14 protein-coding genes are annotated in these 17909 nt (G+C 60.5%); 10 read left to right on the top strand and 4 right to left on the bottom strand.

From position 1 onward, the window contains the following. Positions 1–126 precede the first annotated feature (126 nt). Positions 127–1581 carry a tRNA uracil 4-sulfurtransferase ThiI gene (gene thiI, locus ACZRMO_RS12585; RefSeq protein WP_124525405.1) on the top strand — a complete coding sequence of 485 codons (1455 nt, stop codon included), beginning with the start codon at positions 127–129 and terminating at the stop codon, positions 1579–1581. 139 nt (positions 1582–1720) lie between these two features. Then, positions 1721–3541 (top strand): translational GTPase TypA, encoded by a 1821-nt coding sequence (gene typA, locus ACZRMO_RS12580; RefSeq protein ID WP_124525406.1) that lies wholly within the window; start codon positions 1721–1723, stop codon positions 3539–3541. 191 nt (positions 3542–3732) lie between these two features. On the opposite strand, the gene ACZRMO_RS12575 is transcribed toward typA, so the two are convergent. Next, complete coding sequence (locus ACZRMO_RS12575; RefSeq protein WP_017734855.1) at positions 3733–4167, bottom strand: YkgJ family cysteine cluster protein; 435 nt, start codon at positions 4165–4167, stop codon at positions 3733–3735. Positions 4168–4406: 239 nt separating this feature from the next. Between ACZRMO_RS12575 and ACZRMO_RS12570 the strand changes: the two genes are divergently transcribed. The 4 genes from ACZRMO_RS12570 to ACZRMO_RS12555 all read left to right on the top strand — a co-directional run bounded on the left by ACZRMO_RS12570 (position 4407) and on the right by ACZRMO_RS12555 (position 13011). Next, positions 4407–6857, top strand: coding sequence for a glycogen/starch/alpha-glucan phosphorylase (locus tag ACZRMO_RS12570; protein WP_463973060.1), 2451 nt, complete (start codon positions 4407–4409; stop codon positions 6855–6857). A 200-nt stretch (positions 6858–7057) separates the two neighbouring features. After that, positions 7058–10555: a DUF2339 domain-containing protein gene (locus ACZRMO_RS12565; protein ID WP_463973059.1), complete on the top strand. Its 3498-nt coding sequence runs from the start codon at positions 7058–7060 to the stop codon at positions 10553–10555. Beyond that, positions 10555–11904 (top strand): DUF3999 domain-containing protein, encoded by a 1350-nt coding sequence (locus tag ACZRMO_RS12560; protein WP_463973058.1) that lies wholly within the window; start codon positions 10555–10557, stop codon positions 11902–11904. Before ACZRMO_RS12565 ends, ACZRMO_RS12560 begins: the two co-directional genes overlap by 1 nt. A 96-nt stretch (positions 11905–12000) precedes the next feature. Continuing rightward, positions 12001–13011, top strand: coding sequence for a class 1 fructose-bisphosphatase (locus ACZRMO_RS12555; RefSeq protein ID WP_017734859.1), 1011 nt, complete (start codon positions 12001–12003; stop codon positions 13009–13011). A 55-nt stretch (positions 13012–13066) separates the two neighbouring features. Here the strand turns inward: ACZRMO_RS12555 and ACZRMO_RS12550 are convergent, their stop codons facing one another. Together ACZRMO_RS12550 and ACZRMO_RS12545 are read right to left on the bottom strand one after the other, a co-directional pair. Continuing rightward, entirely contained in the window at positions 13067–13390 is a 324-nt protein-coding gene (locus tag ACZRMO_RS12550; RefSeq protein WP_207041336.1) for a type II toxin-antitoxin system RelE/ParE family toxin, read from the bottom strand. Next, complete coding sequence (locus ACZRMO_RS12545; protein ID WP_207041334.1) at positions 13387–13659, bottom strand: type II toxin-antitoxin system Phd/YefM family antitoxin; 273 nt, start codon at positions 13657–13659, stop codon at positions 13387–13389. Before ACZRMO_RS12545 ends, ACZRMO_RS12550 begins: the two co-directional genes overlap by 4 nt. 222 nt (positions 13660–13881) lie before the next feature. On the opposite strand from ACZRMO_RS12545, the gene ACZRMO_RS12540 reads away from it, so the two are divergent. Further along, positions 13882–14136: a hypothetical protein gene (locus ACZRMO_RS12540; RefSeq protein WP_017734861.1), complete on the top strand. Its 255-nt coding sequence runs from the start codon at positions 13882–13884 to the stop codon at positions 14134–14136. Positions 14137–14166: 30 nt separating this feature from the next. After that, positions 14167–14736 carry a lipocalin family protein gene (locus ACZRMO_RS12535; protein WP_463973057.1) on the top strand — a complete coding sequence of 190 codons (570 nt, stop codon included), beginning with the start codon at positions 14167–14169 and terminating at the stop codon, positions 14734–14736. Between the two features lie 115 nt (positions 14737–14851). Here ACZRMO_RS12535 and ACZRMO_RS12530 read toward each other — a convergent pair whose 3' ends face one another. Further along, entirely contained in the window at positions 14852–16216 is a 1365-nt protein-coding gene (locus ACZRMO_RS12530) for a formimidoylglutamate deiminase (protein ID WP_463973056.1), read from the bottom strand. Between the two features lie 147 nt (positions 16217–16363). Between ACZRMO_RS12530 and hutC the strand changes: the two genes are divergently transcribed. Further along, positions 16364–17074: a histidine utilization repressor gene (gene hutC, locus ACZRMO_RS12525; RefSeq protein WP_463973085.1), complete on the top strand. Its 711-nt coding sequence runs from the start codon at positions 16364–16366 to the stop codon at positions 17072–17074. Further along, positions 17071–17631, top strand: coding sequence for a HutD/Ves family protein (locus ACZRMO_RS12520; protein WP_463973055.1), 561 nt, complete (start codon positions 17071–17073; stop codon positions 17629–17631). The genes hutC and ACZRMO_RS12520 overlap by 4 nt, the downstream gene beginning before the upstream one ends. Positions 17632–17909: the final 278 nt, after the last annotated feature.

Genomic DNA, 17909 nt, shown 5'->3' with positions numbered 1-17909 from the left:
CGATGCCTGAAAATGCACTGCTTTAGTGCGTGCGCAGTCCGATGCATATTAACTGGTTAAACCTTGAGCGATTTCCGCTATAATCCGCGCCCCCCTTTTTCAGCAGGCCCGGCGCGCGCTGTTTCCATGAAATTAATCGTTAAAGTCTTCCCCGAGATCACCATCAAAAGCCGACCGGTACGGACGCGTTTCATCCGTCAGTTGGCCAAGAACATCCGTGCCGTGCTCCGTGACCTGGACCCGGCTGTGGTGGTGAACGGCGTGTGGGACAACCTCGAGCTGGAAACCCGCATCACCGACGCCAAAGCCTTGAAGGACATGACCGAGCGCCTGAGCTGCATGCCGGGCATCGCGCATTTCCTGCAGGTGGATGAGTACCCGCTGGGCGACTTCGACGACATCACCGAGAAGTGCAAGCAGCACTTCGGCAGCGAGATCGAAGGCAAGATCTTTTCGGTGCGTTGCAAGCGCGCCGGCAAGCACACCTTCAGCTCCATGGACGTCGAGAAATACGTCGGCAGCAAGCTGCGTCGCGAGTGCGGCGCCGCCGGAATTTCCCTGAAAGCGCCGCAAATTGAAGTGCGCATGGAAATTCGCGACCAACGGTTGTTTGTTATCCACAGCCAGCACAACAGCATCGGCGGCTACCCGCTGGGCGCCCTGGAACAGACCCTGGTGTTGATGTCCGGCGGTTTCGATTCCACGGTGGCGGCCTACCAGATCATGCGCCGCGGCCTGATGAGCCACTTCTGCTTCTTTAATCTGGGTGGGCGTGCACACGAATTGGGCGTGATGGAAGTCGCGCACTTTATCTGGAAGAAGTACGGCAGCTCCCAACGCGTGCTATTTGTAAGCGTGCCGTTTGAGGAAGTGCTGGGAGAAATTCTCGGTAAAGTCGATAACAGTCATATGGGCGTGGTATTGAAGCGTATGATGTTGCGCGCTGCGTCGCGGATCGCCGATCAATTGCAGATCGACGCCCTGGTGACCGGTGAAGCCATCTCCCAGGTTTCCAGCCAAACGCTGCCGAACCTGTCGCTGATCGATTGCGTCACCGAGAAGCTGGTCTTGCGCCCGCTGATCGCCAGCCACAAGCAGGACATCATCGACCTGGCCGAAGAAATCGGCACGGCCGACTTTGCCAAGCACATGCCTGAATATTGCGGGGTCATTTCGGTGAACCCCAAGACCCACGCCAAGCGCAACCGCGTGGAGTACGAAGAACAACAGTTCGACATGGCCGTTCTGGAGCGTGCGCTCGAGAACGCCAAGCTGGTGCCTATCGATCGCGTGATCGACGAATTGGGCCAGGACATCAAGATCGAAGAAGTCAGCGAAGCCCTGGCCGGCCAGATCGTCATCGATATCCGTCACCCGGATGCCGCTGAAGATGAGCCGCTGGAAATCGCTGGCATCGACGTACAAACGCTGCCGTTTTATGCATTGAACGCGCGTTTCAAGGAACTGGATAACAGCCGTCAGTACCTGCTGTATTGCGACAAAGGCGTGATGAGTCGCCTGCATGCCCACCATTTGCTCAGTGAGGGGCATGCCAATGTGCGCGTTTATCGACCGAGCTAAGAGCCCGGGGCTGTTTGCCTGTGGCCTGCGTCACCGGCCCCCCGACTCTGCCGTCAAGCTGTAACGGCAAGGCCTGACTCTACTGTTAATCGCTGCCACGACCTGTCAGCACACCGAATCCTCTGATCGAGATACACAAGTGATCGAAAATCTACGTAACATCGCCATCATTGCTCACGTTGACCATGGTAAAACCACCCTGGTAGACAAACTCCTGCGTCAATCCGGCACCCTGGAGCGCAACGAGCTCAACGACGAGCGCGTGATGGACTCCAACGACCAGGAAAAAGAGCGCGGTATTACCATCCTGGCTAAAAACACCGCTATCAACTGGAACGGCTACCACATCAACATCGTGGACACCCCGGGCCACGCCGACTTCGGCGGCGAAGTAGAACGCGTAATGTCGATGGTTGACTCCGTTCTGCTGCTGGTTGATGCCCAAGACGGCCCTATGCCGCAAACCCGTTTCGTGACCAAGAAGGCTTTCGAAGCCGGCCTGCGTCCAATCGTGGTGATCAACAAGGTTGACCGTCCAGGCGCGCGTCCGGACTGGGTTCTGGACCAGATCTTCGACCTGTTCGACAACCTGGGTGCCACCGAAGAACAGCTGGACTTCAAAGTCGTCTACGCCTCGGCCCTGAACGGCATTGCCGGTCTGGACCACACCGACATGGCTGAAGACATGACCCCGCTGTACCAGTCGATCGTCGACAACGTACCTGCGCCAGCTGTTGACCGTGACGGTCCGTTCCAGATGCAAATCTCGGCACTGGACTACAACAGCTTCCTGGGCATTATCGGCGTTGGCCGTATCGCTCGTGGTCGCGTCAAGCCGAACACTCCGGTTGTGGCTATCGACGCCGACGGCAAGAAGCGTAACGGTCGTATCCTGAAGCTGATGGGTCACCACGGTCTGCACCGTGTAGACGTTGAAGAAGCGGCTGCTGGCGACATCGTGTGCATCAGCGGTATGGACTCGCTGTTCATCTCCGACACCCTGTGCGACCCGCTGAACGTTGAAGCGATGAAGCCGTTGACCGTTGACGAGCCAACCGTTTCCATGACCTTCCAGGTAAACGACTCGCCATTCTGCGGTAAAGAAGGCAAGTTCGTGACTTCCCGTAACATCAAGGAACGTCTGGACAAAGAGCTGCTGTACAACGTTGCACTGCGCGTTGAAGAAGGCGACTCGGCTGACAAGTTCAAAGTATCGGGCCGTGGCGAGCTGCACTTGTCCGTACTGATCGAAACCATGCGTCGCGAAGGCTTCGAAATGGGCGTTGGTCGTCCAGAAGTGATCATCCGCGTTGTTGACGGTAACAAGCACGAACCGTTCGAAAACGTGACCATCGACACCCCTGAAGAATCCCAGGGCAAGGTCATGGAAGAGATGGGCCTGCGTAAGGGCGACCTGACCAACATGGTGCCGGATGGCAAAGGCCGTGTACGTCTGGAATACAACATCCCTGCTCGTGGTCTGATTGGTTTCCGTAACCAGTTCCTGACCCTGACCAACGGTGCTGGCATCCTGACCTCGATCTTCGACCGTTACGACGTGATGAAGTCCGGTCAAATGTCCGGCCGTCAGAACGGCGTTCTGGTTTCGGTAGAAACCGGCAAGGCACTGACCTACTCCCTGGAAACCCTCCAGGCGCGTGGCAAGCTGTTCGTTGAACACGGTCAAGAGATCTACAACGGTCAGATCGTTGGTCTGAACAGCCGTGACACCGACATGGGCGTCAACCCAACCAAAGGCAAGAAGCTCGACAACATGCGTGCTTCGGGTAAAGACGAAACCATCGCTCTGGTTCCACCTGTTCGCTTCACCCTGGAACAGGCCCTGGAATTCATCCAGGACGACGAGCTGTGCGAAGTTACGCCTAAGTCGATCCGCCTGCGTAAGAAGATCCTGGACGAAGGCGAGCGTACCCGCGCTGCCAAGAAAGCCAAGAACTGAGTTAACTCAGGCTGAATGAAAAACGCCCCCGGTCGAAAGGCCGGGGGCGTTTTTTTGTGCCTGTGATTTGTGGATGATCGTTCCCACGCTCCGCGTGGGAATGCCTCTTGGGCCGCTCCGCGTCCCGCTCTTAAAGGCGGACGCAGAGCGTCCTGGCTGCATTCCCACGCGGGAGCGTGGGAACGATCGGATCAGAACTTATCGAGCGTCTTGAACTTGGTCTCGCGCACCACTTCCTTCGGCTTATACGCGCAATACCCCGGCCGCGGCCCGATCTTCGGGTGGTTGCGGCAGGTGTCCGGGCGCTTGTCATAAATAGTGCAGAAGCGCGTCTTACGATCCAGGAACAGGCAGTCGTTGTTGCTCATGCGCTGCAGGGTAAAAATCTCGGACTTGGAATTGAAGCGCTCAACGATGCCTTCCTTCTGCAAGCGCTTGGCGATGTTCTTCGCTGGGTCGCCGAGTTCGAACTCATCGACGAGGCCAATGCGGATCAGGTCTTTGACCTTCACTTCGACCGGCAGCGTGCAGCAGCTGGACACGCAGCCACCGCACATGTGCGCGGAGTATTTCTGCCACGTTTCAAGACGGTCGAGTTCCGCGGCGGCGATCAGTTGAGGCTTCATCAGGGTTCCAAAAGGTGGGGCTGTATCCGGGCGCGCGATCATACCGGGATTGGTGATTTTTTGAACAATATTTTCTGGGTTTCAGCCAGAAGGCGCGCTTGAGCCAAAGCAGGCACGGCCAATGCATCAAAAACCAGCAAAGGTAAATGCGTTAAAAAAGTGCCGAACCAGAGCGGTCACCGTCTGTCAGACCGTCTAGGCTCTAGCAACTCCTTCTATCTCGCCCGAGGTCGCATCTGATGTCTCAGGAACCACTTGCACGAGAAGCAGAGGTAGCCGCATTCCGCGATGCCGTCTTGACCAAACTCACCTACGCGGTGGGCAAGGACCCGGATCACGCCTTCGACCACGACTGGTTCGAAGCCATTGCCCTGGCTGCACGCGACCAGATGGTCGACCACTGGATGGACCACACGCGGCGCATTTATCGCAAAGGCCAGAAGCGCGTTTATTACCTCTCCCTGGAGTTCCTCATCGGCCGTTTGCTTTACGACAGCCTGAGCAACCTCGGCGTGCTGGAGATAGCCCGCGAAGCCCTGGCAGAGCTGGGGGTGGACCTTGAGCGCATCCGCCTGCTGGAGCCCGACGCAGCGCTGGGCAACGGTGGCTTGGGCCGTCTGGCGGCGTGCTTCATGGAAAGCATGTCGACCTTGGGCATTGCCGGCCACGGCTATGGCATCCGTTATGAACACGGCCTGTTCCGCCAGGCGATTGTCGATGGCTGGCAACAGGAGCAGACCGAACACTGGCTGGATTTCGGTAACCCTTGGGAGTTCGAGCGCCCTGAAGTGGTGTATTCCATTGGCTTTGGCGGCAGCGTCGAAACCCGGCCAGATGCCGCCGGTAAGCTGATCCAGATCTGGACCCCCAACGAAACCGTACGCGCCATTGCCTACGACACCCCGGTGGTCGGCTGGCGCGGTGCCAGCGTCAACACCCTGCGCCTGTGGCGTGCCCGCGCCGTGGAAGACCTGCACCTGGAACGCTTCAACGCCGGTGACCACCTCGGCGCCGTCGCCGAAGTGGCCCGTGCCGAAAGCATCTCCCGGGTGCTTTACCCGGCCGACAGCACCGAAGCGGGGCAGGAACTGCGTCTGCGCCAGGAATACTTCTTTGTCGCCGCCTCCCTGCAAGACCTGCTGCGCCGCCACAAGAACATGCGCGGCTCGGTGCTCAGCCTGGGCGAACACGCCGCGATCCAGCTCAACGACACCCACCCGTCCATCGCCGTGGCCGAGTTGATGCGCCAGTTGGTGGACCTGCACGACATCGCCTGGGATGCGGCCTGGCAGGTCACCGTCGAAACCCTTTCCTACACGAACCACACCCTGTTGCCCGAAGCATTGGAAACCTGGCCTGTAGGCTTGATGGAACGCATGCTGCCCCGGCACATGCAAATCATCTACCTGATCAACGCCCAGCACATCGACTCGCTGCGCGCCAAAGGCATCCACGACTTCGACGTACTGCGCGCCGTGTCGCTGATCGAAGAAGACAACGGCCGCCGCGTGCGTATGGGCAACCTGGCATTCCTCGGTTCCCACAGCGTCAACGGCGTGTCGGGTTTGCACACCCAGTTGATGCGCAGCACGGTGTTCTCCGAACTGCACAAGCTCTACCCCGAGCGCATCAACAACAAAACCAACGGCATCACCTTCCGCCGCTGGCTGTACCAGGCCAACCCCAAACTCACCGAGATGCTGGTGGAAGCCCTTGGCCCGGACATCCTCGACAAGCCCGAACAGCGCCTGATCGAGCTCGAACCGTTTGCCGACAAACCGGCGTTCCGCAAGGCCTTCGCCGAGCAACGCCTGCACAGTAAAAGGGCACTGGCAGAAATCATCCACGAACGCCTGGGCATTTCGGTCAACCCGGCGGCGATGTTTGACGTGCAGGTCAAGCGCATCCACGAATACAAGCGCCAACTGCTCAACCTGCTGCACACCGTGGCGCTGTACCAGGCGATCCGCGCCGAACCGGGCACCGACTGGGTGCCACGGGTGAAGATCTTCTCGGGCAAGGCGGCCGCCAGCTATCACCAGGCCAAGCTGATCATCAAGCTGACCAACGACATCGCCCGCACCGTCAACAACGACCCCACCGTGCGCGGCCTGCTCAAGGTGGTGTTCCTGCCCAACTACAACGTCAGCCTGGCAGAAAGCATCATTCCGGCGGCGGACTTGTCGGAGCAGATCTCCACCGCCGGCTTTGAAGCCTCAGGCACCAGCAACATGAAGTTCGGCCTCAACGGCGCGCTGACCATCGGCACCATGGACGGCGCCAACGTGGAGATGCACGAGCGAGTCAGTGCCGAGCATATGTTTATCTTCGGCCTCAGCGCGCAGCAGGTCGAAGCGCGTAAACATGCTGGCGAATTCAACGCCGGGCCCGATATTGCAGCGTCCCATCGCCTCAACGATGTGCTGCAAGCGATCCGTGGCGGGGTGTTCTCGCCGGATGATCCGGGGCGTTATGTGGGCTTGATCGACGGCTTGGTCGACTACGATCGTTTCCTGGTGTGTGCCGACTTCGATTCCTACTGGGACGCCCAGGCGCGGGTCGAAGCGCATTGGCACGACTCCAAGGCGTGGTGGCGTTCGGCGGTGCTCAATACGGCGCGGATGGGCTGGTTCAGTTCCGACCGAACCATCCGCGAATACGCCACCGAGATCTGGAAAGCCCTCGACTAAACCCCGCAATATCAAAATGTGGGAGCGGGCTTGTGTGGGAGCGGGCTTGCTCGCGAAGACGGCGTGTCAGGCAACTCATCTGTGACTGACCCACCGCTTTCGCGAGCAAGCCCGCTCCCACATAAGCCCACACAAGCTCTGCTCCCACATTGCTCTCGCGTCGATATACTAGGCTCCGGTTTGCCTAGGGATTATCGACCATGCAATGGATTTTCATGCTGATTGGCCTCGCGCTCGGCTGGACACTCGACGAGTCGTTCAGTGACGCCGGCATCGGTGCGCTGCTGGGCCTGGGGCTTGGCCAGGCGATTCGCCTGTCGCAGCTGTCGGCCCAGGCAGACAAGCAGGCAAGCCAGCTGGAAACCACGCAAAAGGCGCTGATCGCCCTCGGTGAGCGTTTGCGGCAATTGGAAGTGCCCGCGCCACCAAGCAGCGCCATCGTCGAACCCCCAATCCCCGAACCAACCCCCGTAGCCAAGGCGCCCGAGCTTGTCTGGGAACTGCCGGCCGAATTGGCGCCCGTCGCTGTGGTTGCCGAAACGAGCCGGCCATTGCCGGAAGACGCCTGGGCCCCAACGCTACGCCCGGATAAAGAGCCGGCAATCCCCCGTGGCCCCAACCTGATCGAACGCGCTATCAGCGGCGCGCGCAATTGGTTGTTTGGCGGCAACACCGTGTTGCGGGTCGGCGTGGTGCTGTTGTTCCTCGGCCTGGCCTTCTTGCTGCGTTATGCCACCGAAGGCATGGTGGTGCCGATTGAGGTGCGCTACGCCGGTGTTGCCGCCGCGGCCATCGCCCTGTTGGGCCTGGGCTGGTGGCTGCGCCTGCGCAACAGCAACTACGGCTTGATGCTGCAAGGCACCGGGATCGCGGTGCTGTACCTCACGGTGTTCGCGGCGATGCGCCTGCATCCGCTGATCGATCCGGGCGCGGCGCTGGGTTTGCTGGTGGCGGTCACGGTGTTCTCAGCGATCCTGGCGATTACCCAGGACGCCCTGGGCCTGGCCTGCGCCGCTGCGCTCGGCGGTTTCGCGGCGCCGATCCTCACGTCCACCGGCGCCGGCAACCATGTGGCGTTGTTCAGTTACTTCGCCTTGCTCAACGCCGGCATCCTCGCCATCGCCTGGTTCAAGGCCTGGCGCTTGCTCAATCTGATCGGCTTCGTCGGCACCTTCGGCATCGGCTTCGCCTGGGGCATGCGCTCCTACACGCCGGAACTGTTGTGGAGTACCGAGCCGTTCCTGATCCTGTTTTTCCTGATGTACCTGGCCATCGGCCTGTTGTTCGCCCGCCGTAAGTTGTTGGAGAGGGGTGACGCACCTGAAGGCCGTGACGCGTTGCTGCGCTGGTCGGCTGCCAAGGGTGATTATGTCGACGGCAGCATGCTGTTCGGCCCACCGCTGGTGGGCTTTGGCTTGCAATTCGCGCTGGTGCAGCATCTTGAGTTTGCTGCCGCGTTCAGTGCGCTTGGCCTGGGTATTATCTACATGGGGTTGGCGCGACTGCTCAGTGGTGGCCGCGCGTTGTTGTTGGCCGAAACCTGTCTGGCTTTGGGTGTGATCTTTGCCAGCCTCGCGATCCCTTTGGGGCTCGATGCACGCTGGACTGCTGCCGCCTGGGCCGTGGAAGGCGCCGGGATCTTCTGGCTTGGCTTGCGCCAGCAGCGGCCATTGGCGCGGGCGTTCGGCTTACTGCTGCAACTAGGCTCGGCGTTGGCCTTCCTCAGTGAGCTGCGCGTCGGCGAACACACTTTGCTCGATGGCGCACCGTTGGGCGCCCTGCTGCTGGGCGCGGCGTTGCTGTTCAGCTTCGATCAACTGCGCAAAGCCTCTCCCGATCAGGCGGCAGACTGGGAGCGCAAAGGTCTACCAGTGCTGGCATGCCTGGGTTTGAGCTTCTTGTATTTGCTGGCGCCGTTGCTGTTGCAGACCCAAGGCACCGCCATCAGTTGGGCCATCGCCGGTCTGGCGACGCTGTTTGTCGGCCTGCGCATCGGCTCGCGTACCTTCCTCTTCACCGCGTTCGCCGTGCAACTGTTGGGCGGCGCGTTGTTCCTGCTGCGCTTGCAAGGCGGTGAAGGCGCTGCGGTGTTCAGTGCGGGCTGGAGTGGACTGCTCACCGCGTCGCTGATCGGCCTGGCCTTGATCGGCGGCATGCTGCTGGCGGCGCGCGACGACATGGTGCGCGGCGATGTGCGTTTGCTGCGTGGGCTGTCGGTGGTGCTGCTGGCAGGCTTGGTGTTGATCAATCTTGCGGTACTGTTTGTGCTGCCGTGGGAGAGCGCCAGCGGCGTGTGGGCGGCCAGTGGTCTGTTGATCATCTGGTTGAGCCTGTACCTGCAACAGCGCGTCAGCTTTGTATTCGGCTTGCTGCTGCAACTGATCGGCGGTGGTTCATTCCTGCTGTCGGTGCCGGAACTGCTGGGGCCGTTGACCAGCGAAGGCTTGCGGCCGTTGACCCACAGCGGTTTCTGGACGCCCTTGGTATTGGGCCTGGCCGCACTGGTCGGCGCCTGGCGCTTGCAGCGTGAACCCCATGCGCCGGTGTTTGACGTGCTGAAACTGCAACGCTTGTCCGACCTGCTGATGGTGTGGGGCGCAGCGTGGTGGGCGTTGGCGCTGGTCGGTGAAGTGCTGCGTTTTGTCCCGCGCGAACTGCAAGGCGCGTTCCTGTTGGCGATCGCCGCCGTGAGCGTGGCGATCTGGACCCTGCTGGCCGCTCGCCTGAACTGGGCGGCGCTGGGCATGCTGTGCACCTTGTTGATGCCAGCGGCGGGCGTGGTGTTGCTGGTGTCTGCCCACGCCTATTACCACCCGGCGGCGCAGTTTGGCTGGCTGGCGTGGTTGGCGGTGTTCGCCGTGCATTTCATCTCGCTGCGGCGCTTGGCGGCGACGGTTCCTGCCAAGGTGCTGAGCGCGGCCCACGTGTTGGGCTGCTGGATGTTGATCGGCGTGCTGGCGCTGGAGCTGCGTTACGGCCTGTTGCTGCTGTCGGATCAGTACAACGCCTGGCGCTGGCTCGCCTGGGCGATTCTGCCCAGCCTGTACCTGGTGCTGGCCGCGGCGCCGCGCCACTGGCCGTGGCCGGTGGCGGCGTATCCACGGGAATACCGCGTGCTGGCCGCGCTGCCATTGGCGGTGCTGATGCTCGGTTGGTTCTGGTTGGCAAATATCTTCAGCGACGGCACGGCTGAGCCGCTGCCTTACGTGCCGCTGCTCAATCCGCTGGATTTGGGCCTGCTGTTCGCGCTGCTGGGCATCTACCTGTGGTCGCGCAGCGCAGCGCCGGAGCGTGGGCCGCGTGTGGAGTTGATCGCCCAGGGTGTGGCGGGCATTTCGTTGTTCGCATTCTTTACCGCGTTGGTCATGCGCGCTGCGCACCATTGGGGCGGTGTGCCGTTCCAGTTGGATGCGTTGCTCGAATCGATGCTGGTGCAGGCCGGCCTGTCGATCGTATGGACGCTGATCGCCCTCGGCCTGATGATCGGCGGCCACCTGCGCCATCGTCGCGAAGTATGGCTGATCGGTGCGGCGCTGATTGCCGTGGTGGTGGCCAAGCTGTTTTTTGTCGAATTGAGCAACCGTGGCGGGCTGGCGCGGATCGTGTCGTTTATCGGCGTGGGCGGCTTGTTGCTGGTGGTGGGCTACTTCGCGCCGCTGCCGCCCAAGCGTGTGGAAACTGAGGGAGCATCGTCTTGATGGGCAAGCTGAGTCTGAGTGGGTTGGCAGTGTGGCTGCTGTGTTCGGCGGCCTACGCCCAGGAAACGCCGGCCGACTTCGCGGTCCAGGTGCCGCTGGCGGTGAGCGGCGCCGGGCCTTGGTATCGCCTGGAGTTGCCGTTGGCGGTGCAATTGCGTGCGCGTCAGGCGGATCTCAGCGACGTGCGGGTGTTCAACGCCGCCGGGGAGGCGCAGGCCTACGCGCTGTCCCGCCAACCCGCGCAGCGTAGCGAAAACCGCAATGTGGCGGACGTGAAGTGGTTCCCCCTGTACGCCGCCGACACCCACGAGGCTTTGCCAGGCGTGGTGATGAAGTCCACCCGCGAGGGCACGTTGCTGGAAATCCGCCCCTCCACGCCGCAGGCGCAGCAGGTGTTGCGCGGTTGGGTGCTGGACGCCAGCGCGATCAAGGCGCCGTTGCAGCAACTGAGTCTGGACTGGAGCCGCGAGCAAGAGGGTTTCCAGCGTTTCAGCATCGAGGCCAGTGACGATTTGCAACACTGGGCGTCTTGGGGCGACGGGCAAGTGGCGCGCCTGTCGTTTGCCGACGAGCGGGTCGAGCAGCGTGAAGTAAACCTGCCCGGGCGGTCGGCGCGTTACCTGCGCCTGGTGTGGCAAGGCCATGCCGCGCCGCAGTTGACCTCGGCCAAGCTGGTCAGCGCCACGAGCAGCAGCCTGCCGATGCCACTGGTGTGGTCGCAGCCGTTGGCGGGCACGCGGCTCAAGGCGGGCGAATACAGTTGGCAGTTGCCGACCGGGCTGAACATCGAGCGCCTGCGTGTCGCATTGAACCAGTCCAACACCTTGGCGCCCGTGACGCTGTCCGGGCGTCGCGACAGCCAGCAGGCCTGGCAACCGTTGAGCAACGGTTTGCTCTATCGCCTGACCCAGAACGGCCAGGACGTGGTGCAGGATGAGTTGCCGTTGCCGGGGCAGGTGGTCACTGAGCTCAAGTTGCAGGTGGACGAGCGCGGCGGCGGCCTGGGCGTCGAGGCGCCGGCCCTGCACTTTGCGGTGCGCGCCACGCAGTTGGTGTTCCTGGCGCGGGGTGAGCCGCCGTTTACCCTGGCGCTGGGCAACGCGTCGGTGAAGGCGGCGAACCTGCCGTTGACCACGTTGATCCCGGACTACAGTGCCGAGCGCTTCAAGACGCTGGGGCACGCTCAGGTAGCCGGCGAGGTGGCGGTCAAAACAGCCGCCGTTGCCGCTGCGCCTGAAGCCGCTGCCGACTGGAAGAAGCTCGGTCTGTGGGCCGTGCTCCTGCTCGGCGTGGCGGCGCTGGGAGGCATGGCCTACAGTTTGTTGCGCAAGCCCCAGGCCAAACCGTGAACTCTATTGGCGTTAAATCCTCTGATTAGAGGAAATAAGCCCCGACTCGCGTTAAACTGCGCGGGTTTTTAAGCCCCCCATTCTCCGGAGCCTTACATGTCCCGCGTTACCTTGAGTCGCTATTTGATCGAGCAGACCCGCAGCAACAACACGCCTGCCGATCTGCGCTTCCTTATCGAAGTGGTGGCGCGTGCTTGCAAGGAAATCAGCCACGCCGTGTCCAAAGGCGCACTGGGTGGTGTCCTGGGCAGCATGGGCACTGAAAACGTGCAGGGCGAAGTCCAGAAAAAACTCGACGTGATCTCCAACGAGATCCTGCTCGAAGCCAACGAATGGGGCGGTCACCTGGCCGGCATGGCGTCCGAAGAAATGGACAATGCCTACCAGATCCCGGGCAAATACCCGAAAGGCGCGTACCTGCTGGTGTTCGACCCACTGGACGGTTCGTCCAACATCGACATCAACGCACCGGTTGGCACCATCTTCTCGGTACTGCGTTGCCCGAACGAATACCTGAGCCAGAACGAGCCGCTGAACGAGAAAGCCTTCCTGCAGCCAGGCACCCAGCAGGTTGCTGCCGGCTACGCGATCTACGGCCCACAGACCATGCTGGTACTGACCCTGGGCGACGGCGTCAAGGGCTTCACCCTGGACCGCGAAATGGGCAGCTTCGTGCTGACCCACGAAGACATCACCATTCCTGCCGCTACCCAGGAATTCGCGATCAACATGTCCAACCAGCGCCACTGGGAAGAGCCGGTGACCCGCTACGTCGGCGAGCTGATGGCGGGCGAAGAAGGCCCGTTGAAGAAAAACTTCAACATGCGCTGGGTGGCTGCGATGGTTGCCGACGTGCACCGCATCCTGACCCGTGGTGGCCTGTTCATGTACCCACGCGACAGCCGCGAGCCGTCCAAGCCGGGCAAGCTGCGCCTGATGTACGAAGCCAACCCGATGTCGTTCCTGGTTGAGCAAGCGGGCGGCGCGTCCACCGACGGCCACCAGCGTATCCTCGACATCCAGCCGGAAGGCCTGCACCAGCGTGTGGCGGTGTTCCTGGGTTCGAAGGAAGAAGTTGAGCGTGTGACGGCGTATCACAAGAAGTAAGAGCTTGTGCTGGAAAAAGCCCCGAAACGTTGAACGCGTTTCGGGGCTTTTTTATTTATTGAGTCAGGATTTTTAGCAGTAACGCCTGCAAGTTTTTCCGGGTGTCGGCGATGACGTGCACGTAAATAGTCTGGTCTCGGATTTCGTAGATGATCCGGTTCATCCCACTGATGACTTGTCGATATTGGCTGAGGTTCAGCTTCTCGATTTCTTCTGGTATCGAGCCCGCATGGGGGTGGGTTTCTAGCCGACGCATTGTTTGTTTAAGCGCGTCATAGGTGTGTTGCCAGGTCGATGTCGAGAACTGTCGAATGACGTATGACTTGATATCTTTGAGGTTGCTTTTTGCCGAGTGGAGAATCACAACCCTGAATGTCATTGAGCGTCGTCCCTATCCAGTTCGGCGAACACGTCCTCCATGTCCTGGAACTGCCCCAATTCAATTTGCCGATTGCCCAAAGCCAACAGCTTCAACAAGGCCATGGTTTCTGCTTGCTCCTCAAAGCTCTTCACATCCATCACCACCAGTTTTGCTTCACCGTTTTGGGTGATAACCAGTGGTTCTCGGCTTTCAGTGAGTGTTTTTACGATCTCGGCGGTATGACTTTTCAGGTAGCTGATCGGTTTGATCTGAGATGAAAACTTCATGGGTGGGCCCTCGCTTGGCGATGAGACTCATTTTAGTCTTAATTTGGTCGTGTATAGGTGGCGTCCGATGAAAGGATGATATCTAGGTGTTCGCAAATGCATTGAAAAGGGCCAGTTCACAGAAAAAATAAATACCCCCCTCCATCGGGAACCAGAAACCCCTTTTCCCTTCTAAGCTTCTGGCAGACCCCCATGCTGCTTCGTCCCTCCAGGAGTTTTTCCATGTCGTTACGCCGTCTCGCCCTGCTGACTTTTTGCGTGCTGTTGGCCGCTTGCAGCAAGGTCAACCAAGAAAACTACGCAAAGCTGTCGGCTGGCATGGCCAAGGCCGAGGTGGAGTCGCTGTTGGGTAAGCCGACCGATTGTTCCGGCGCACTGGGCATGTCCAGCTGCACCTGGGGCGATAAAACCAGCTTTATCAGCGTTCAATATGCCGGTGACAAGGTTCTGATGTTTTCCGGGCAAGGCCTGAAGTAAACCGGGGCGCGAGCCTGCGGGAGAAGAAGAATGATGCGTTTTGTTTTATACCTTTGCGCCAGCCTGTTTTTGGCAGGCTGCGCCAGCCATTCTGGCGATGATCTGCAACCCAAGACCGCGAGCAACGTCAACCTCAAGCGTTACCAGGGCACCTGGTACGAGCTGGCGCGGTTGCCGATGTACTTCCAGCGCAACTGCGCGCAGTCCGAAGCCCGTTACACCCTGTTGCCGGATGGCGACATGTCGGTGTTCAACCGCTGCCTGACGACTGAATGGAAGTGGGAAGAAGCCAAAGGCACCGCCACCCCGCAAGTGCCGGGCAAGACCGACAAGCTTTGGGTGGAATTCAACAACTGGTTCACGTCGCTGCTGCCGGGCGTCGCCAAGGGCGATTACTGGGTGTTGTATGTCAGCGATGACTACAAGACCGCCATTGTTGGCAGCCCGAGCCGGCGTTATATGTGGATCTTGTCGCGTACGCCGACGGTCAGTGCGGACACCCGCGAAGACCTGCTGAGCAGGGCGCGACAGCAGGGGTATGACACCACGCGGTTGATCTGGCGTACGTCGGACAAGCAGATGGCGAAGACTTCGCAATAAGTCTGAATCAACGCGGATCAAAATGTGGGAGCGGGCTTGCTCGCGAAAGCGGTATATCAGCACCAGATGCAGTGACTGACACACCGCTTTCGCGAGCAAGCCCGCTCCCACAGTTTTAACCGAGTAAGTCCTTTAGTACCTGTGTAAACGCGATATTGCTGTCTTCTTCGCCAGCATGATGCCCATCCCGCACCACCCACTTCCCATTCACCAGCACATCCCGCACCTGCCGATCCCCTCCCGCAAATAACCAGCGGTTGAGAATCCCATCCTCGCTAGCCGTCGCCAGGTACGGATCATTGCCATCCAGCACAATCCAGTCTGCACGTTTGCCCACTTCCAAGCGCCCAATCGGCTGGCCCAACGCCTGGGCACCACCATCCAGCGCGGCATCAAACAGCGTCCGCCCGACCATCGGCTGATCACTGCGATACAACCGGTTGCGCCGCTGATCGCGCAGGCGCTGCCCGTATTCCAGCCAACGCAATTCTTCCACCACGCTCAGTGACACATGGCTGTCGGACCCAATCCCCATGCGCCCGCCCTGCGCCAGGAAATCCACCGCCGGAAAAATCCCGTCGCCCAGATTGGCTTCAGTGGTTAGGCACAGGCCGGCAATCGCCCGGCTCTTGGCCATGCGCGTGACTTCATGCGCATCGGCGTGGGTGGCATGCACCAGGCACCAGCGCTCATCCACTGCCACATTGTCATACAGCCATTGCAGCGGGCGTTTGCCGCTCCAGGCGAGGCAGTCGTCGACTTCCTTTTGCTGTTCGGCGATGTGGATATGCACCGGGCAAGCCTTGTCGCTGGCCGCCAGCACTGCGCTGATTTGTTGCGGCGTGACGGCGCGCAGGGAGTGGAAGCACAGGCCCAGTTCTTGCGCCGGTTGCGCGGCGAGGATCGGCTTGAGGCGCGCTTGCAGGTCCAGGTAGTTTTCGGTGCTGTTGATAAACCGGCGCTGGCCCTCGTTCGGCGCTTGCCCACCAAAACCTGAATGGGTGTAGAGCACCGGCAACAACGTCAAGCCGATCCCGCTGCTGGCCGCCGCCTGGCTGATCTGCCGCGACAGCTCGGTGCGATCGGCATAGGCCTGGCCGCTCACGTCGTGGTGCACGTAATGGAATTCGGCCACTGAGGTGTAGCCGGCCTTGAGCATCTCGATATACAGCTGGCGCGCGATCACCTGCAATTGTTCCGGGCTGATCTTGCCGACCATGCGGTACATCAGGTCGCGCCAGGTCCAGAAGCTGTCATTCGGGTTGCCCGCCACTTCGGCCAAACCGGCCATGGCGCGCTGGAATGCATGGGAGTGCAAATTCGGCATACCCGCCAACACCGGGCCTCTCAGCCGTTCGGCGCCCTCTGCACTGGCATTGGCCGCAACCTGTGTCAGCAGGCCATCGGCGCTGACTTCAAGACGTACATCATTGGCCCATCCATTAGGCAGCAGTGCGCGTTCGGCAAAGAAAGCGGACATGATCAAGGCACCCCGGTCGTGTGTTTATTTGTATATACATATACAGACGTTTGCCTGCTCGGTAAACTCCGGCAATCTATGCATCTTTCCCCCCTGCAAGGATTCCCTGTGCCGACTCCGCCTGCCAAGTCTTCGCTGGCTGCCCACATGGACGAAAGTCCGGCGCCCTTGTATGCCCGCGTCAAACAGATGATCAGCCAGCAGATTCTCAACGGCAACTGGCCGCCCCATTACCGCGTGCCGTCGGAGAGCGAGCTGGTCAGCCAACTGGGCTTCAGCCGCATGACCATCAACCGCGCCCTGCGCGAGCTCACCGCCGAAGGGTTGTTGGTGCGCATGCAAGGCGTCGGCACCTTTGTCGCCGAACCCAAGAGCCAGTCGGCGCTGTTCGAAGTGCACAACATTGCCGATGAGATCGCCTCCCGCGGTCATCGGCATACGTGCCAGGTTATCCACCTGGGCGAAGAGGCCGCCGGTTCCGAGCGTGCCGTTGCCCTGGAAATGCGTGAAGGCGGGCGGGTGTTCCATTCGCTGATCGTGCACTTTGAAAACGATATTCCCGTGCAAATCGAAGACCGCTTCGTCAACGCCCTGGTCGCGCCGGAATACCTGCAACAGGATTTCACCCAGCAGACCCCTTACGCCTACTTGAACCAGGTTGCGCCGCTGACCGAAGGCGAGCACGTGGTTGAAGCCATCCTCGCCGACGCCACCGAGTGCAAGCTGCTGCAGATCGAACCCACTGAGCCGTGCCTGTTGATCCGCCGCCGCACCTGGTCTGGTCGCCAACCGGTGACTGCCGCGCGGTTGATCCACCCCGGTTCCCGTCACAGCCTGGAAGGACGTTTCAGTAAATGAGTGCAGTAACAGTCTGGCGCGCCACTGACTACGTGCGCATGCCGTGGAAAAACGGCGGTGGCAGCACCGAAGAAATCACCCGTGACGCCGGCACCGGTCTGGATGGTTTTGGCTGGCGCCTGTCGATTGCCGATATCGCTGAGTCGGGCGGGTTCTCCACCTTTGCCGGCTACCAGCGTGTGATCACCGTGATCCAGGGTGCGGGCATGGTGTTGACCGTGGATGGCGAAGAGCAGCGCGGGTTGTTACCGCTGCAACCGTTCGCGTTCAAGGGTGACAGCCAGGTGGCGTGTCGCTTGATCACCGGGCCGATTCGCGATTTCAACCTGATCTATTCGCCAGCGCGTTATCACGCGCGGTTGCAATGGGTGGATGGTGTGCAGCGGATTTTCACTACGGCGCAGACGGTGTTGGTGTTCAGCGTGGCGGATGAGGTGAAGGTGTTGGGCGAGAAGCTCGGCCATCACGATTGCCTGCAAGTGGACGGTAACACTGGCCTGTTGGATATCTCTGTAGCCGGTCGTAGCTGCATCATCGAACTGACCCAACTCGGTTAAAACCTGTGGGAGCTGGCTTGCCTGCGATGGCGGTGTTTCAGTAGCAGATGTACTGACTGACACACCGCTATCGCAGGCAAGCCAGCTCCCGCATTTGTTTTGTGGTGTTCGTAAAATCTGTTTCCAGATCGCGCACCAACTTGTTACCGAACGCCCCAGCATGGCGCAAAGCCATGCCGAAGCAACAAACATCCCCCGCGACAAAACTCTCCCGTAAGAAATTTCATCAAGCCTGGAAGCCTTAATTTCCAAGCCCTGCACGCCCTTTCCCCAAAAAT

Source organism: Pseudomonas sp. B611, from assembly GCF_055407965.1.
Note: the sequence above shows the minus strand (reverse complement) of the source record. Positions and strands in the feature narration are given on the sequence as shown.